Genomic DNA, 2,765 nt, shown 5'->3' with positions numbered 1-2,765 from the left:
AAAGTCATTGTTTGAAGTATTATTTTGTTTTGAGGTATTACTTTGATTTACTTGCTTTTGCGTAGTTTTTTTCTTAAAAAACATATCATCACCCTATTTTGTTTTTTTATAATTATAGCTTGATATTTTTTAAGTAAGATTTTTTTATAATTTTTTAAGCTGTTTTAGAAGTTTTGGAGACTAAAAATGAAATATCCTTTAGATTGTGAAGAAAATTTTGAAAAGTCATTTTTATTTTGGCTTTGTAGATATGTGAAATTTAAGCTTAATTCTTTATCAAATAAGGAATTAAAAGACCCTCAAGCTTTGGCTGTAGTAAATTTAGCCTTAAGTAAGGGTGTTAAAAATATACAAGAGCTTGATGCTTATGTAAAAAAAGCAAGAAATGCAGGACTTAGCGGTGTAAATACGTATTTTAATCCTTTGAAAAAACTTTATGATTATTTGTTATTTTATAAGCTTTATTCACTAAAACAAATTGATGAAGAGCTTTTAGTGGAAATTTTAGCAAGTATTAGTGCTTCTTTATCTGATGCGAGTAAAAAAAATTATCGCATAGCTGTGATTAATTTTTTTGCATTTTTAGATAAACAAAATGAAGAAGATCAAAAGGCGCACATTTTTGATATTAATCTTAAAAATTGGGCGGGTATAAGTGGTTCTAAGGGAGTTAAGCTACCTGAGTATATGAGCGAAGATGAAGTGAGTAAATTTTTAGATGCTATTGATAATACAGATTTTAAAAGTAATACTATACGCAATCGTTTGATTATTAAAATCATCATTTTTACAGGAATTAGGGTTAGTGAAGCTATTAATATAAAATTAAAAGATATTAGCGAAGAAAATGATCTTTATATTATACGCATTAGAGCTAAAGGTAATAAATACCGCGTTGTGATGATTAAAAAAGAGCTTATAGAACATCTTTTAAAAGATGTAAGGGTAAATTATCTTTCTTGTGATGGACTTTTATTTGTCAATCGCAATGGCAAAGCCCTAACCCAAGCTTATGTTTCGCGTATAGTAGAACAAATTTTATTTAAAGCAGGAATTCGCAAGCAAAAAAACGGAGCTCATATGTTAAGACACACTTTTGCCACCCTACTTTATAAAAAACAAAAAGATTTAGTTTTAGTCCAAGAAGCACTAGGCCATGCAAGCTTAAATACTTCAAGAATTTACACACACTTTGATAATGAAAAGCTAAAATTAGCCGCAGAAGTAGCTAAAAAACTTCACGATAGAATATAAATTTTTATAAAAAATCCGATATATCCTTAAAGAAAGGATATATCATGCAAATAAATAATTATGCTAGTAAAATTAATCCTTATATTTTTGTCGGCGGAAAAATAAAAATACACCTTAGAAAAATAAAAATACACTTTTTGGTGTAATTTTAATTTTCCACAAAGCTTAAACTTAAAATGTAATTATTATATTTCTTTTACTTTATTTTTCCAAAAATCAATAATTTTTTTATCAATTTTAGGATTTATTTCAGCTTCTTTTGTTAAATCATTTATACAATCAATTCTTTTTTGCCTAGATTTAATGGTTTTTAGTTTCTTAGCGTCTTCATAATACTTAATACATTGATTTTCAAAAAGACTTACATCATAATTATCTTTTAAAAACTGAATGATACCAGCAATTAAACCATAAGCTTTAGGATGTCTTTCTTGTATTTTTTGTTCCATTTCTAATGCAAGTTTTCTTCTGCTTTCTGCAACATCTTTATTAATACTTATAGGGATGAATTACCACAAACAAATGAAATTTTAGAAACAAAAAGCATCAAACAAATACCAATTAATTCTACTCCAAGCTTTAATAACGGCAATATCAATGTAAGTATTAATGGTACTTTTAATATAGCCACAAAAGATGGTAATTTTAATATGCAAGAGTTTGCTACTGCTATACAAAAAAGCATATTTGATGCTTTAAGAAAACAAGAGCAAAATAAAATCAATACTACTATTTATGGGTAATTTATGAGCGATTATATAGAGATTAAAGGACTTGAAAACTTTTTTAAGGCTTGTGATAAATTAATAGATATGGATAAACATGGGCAAAGCATTTTAGCAGGTGTTGGAGAAAGTATGAGAAATACTATCATAGATTCTTTTAAAAATGAGCGTAGTATTTTTGGGCAAAAATGGCAAGGTTTAAAACCAGCAACAATAAAACAAAAAATTAAAGAAGGAAAAAATAATGGTATTTTAAAAAGAGATAGTGAGTTAAGCAAAAAAACGAATTGGCAAAGTAAAGTTAGTAAAAATAGTGTAGAAGTTTTTAATAATATACAAAGTAAGAAAGGTTTTAAATATGGACTTACTCATCAATATGGTAGCAAATATATACCAGCAAGAGCTTTTTTACCAATAGATAATAACAATGTTTTACATAAAAGTGCAAGAGAAACAATTTATGAAGATACCAAAGATTTCATTAAAAAAATTAGCAAAAACTAAAATAGGAAAGCTATAAGCTCTCCTTTCTAAAAACTAGCAAAAGCATTATAACCTTCTTTTTAGAAGCTAGCTAATTAAATTTTATTTTAAAAGGAATTTGTTATGAACACTATAAACAAATTTCTAAAAACTAGCATGCAAATTTTATTTTATCTAGCATTCAAAGCCTCATTTTTTTAAGTATTTTAAAAAACTTTGAGACGTTAGAATGTGTATTTGGTATAAAAATAAAAAATAATTTTGATAATATATGGTAAATATTTTGTATAATAAAAATCAGAA

The 2,765-nt window shown here is 26.0% G+C and carries 2 protein-coding genes and 2 pseudogenes; 3 read left to right on the top strand and 1 reads right to left on the bottom strand.

Annotated features, from left to right (window positions below; genetic code table 11):
- Window positions 1-186 precede the first annotated feature (186 nt).
- Entirely contained in the window at window positions 187-1,254 is a 1,068-nt protein-coding gene (locus L8W68_RS08125; RefSeq protein ID WP_263675749.1) for a tyrosine-type recombinase/integrase, read from the top strand.
- 185 nt (window positions 1,255-1,439) lie between these two features.
- On the opposite strand, the pseudogene L8W68_RS08120 reads toward L8W68_RS08125, so the two are convergent.
- Window positions 1,440-1,751 (bottom strand): annotated as a pseudogene (locus L8W68_RS08120) (hypothetical protein); the annotation flags it as partial.
- On the opposite strand from L8W68_RS08120, the pseudogene L8W68_RS08115 reads away from it, so the two are divergent.
- Together L8W68_RS08115 and L8W68_RS08110 are read left to right on the top strand one after the other, a co-directional pair.
- Window positions 1,746-1,997 (top strand): annotated as a pseudogene (locus L8W68_RS08115) (hypothetical protein); the annotation flags it as partial. The pseudogenes L8W68_RS08120 and L8W68_RS08115 overlap by 6 nt on opposite strands.
- 3 nt (window positions 1,998-2,000) lie before the next feature.
- A complete protein-coding gene (locus L8W68_RS08110) occupies window positions 2,001-2,483 on the top strand; it encodes a virion morphogenesis protein (RefSeq protein ID WP_263675747.1) in 483 nt (160 codons plus the stop codon).
- Window positions 2,484-2,765 lie beyond the last annotated feature (282 nt).

The sequence above is a fragment of the Campylobacter sp. FU_497 genome, assembly GCF_025772425.1.
GTDB lineage: Bacteria > Campylobacterota > Campylobacteria > Campylobacterales > Campylobacteraceae > Campylobacter_D > Campylobacter_D lari_C.
This window is presented reverse-complemented; position numbering and strand designations above follow the sequence as displayed.

Excerpts from the sequence above, each read along its gene's own strand:
- L8W68_RS08110 (WP_263675747.1), top strand. The coding sequence starts at position 2,001 with ATGAGCGATTATATAGAGATTAAAGGACTTGAAAACTTTTTTAAGGCT.
- L8W68_RS08125 (WP_263675749.1), top strand. The coding sequence starts at position 187 with ATGAAATATCCTTTAGATTGTGAAGAAAATTTTGAAAAGTCATTTTTA.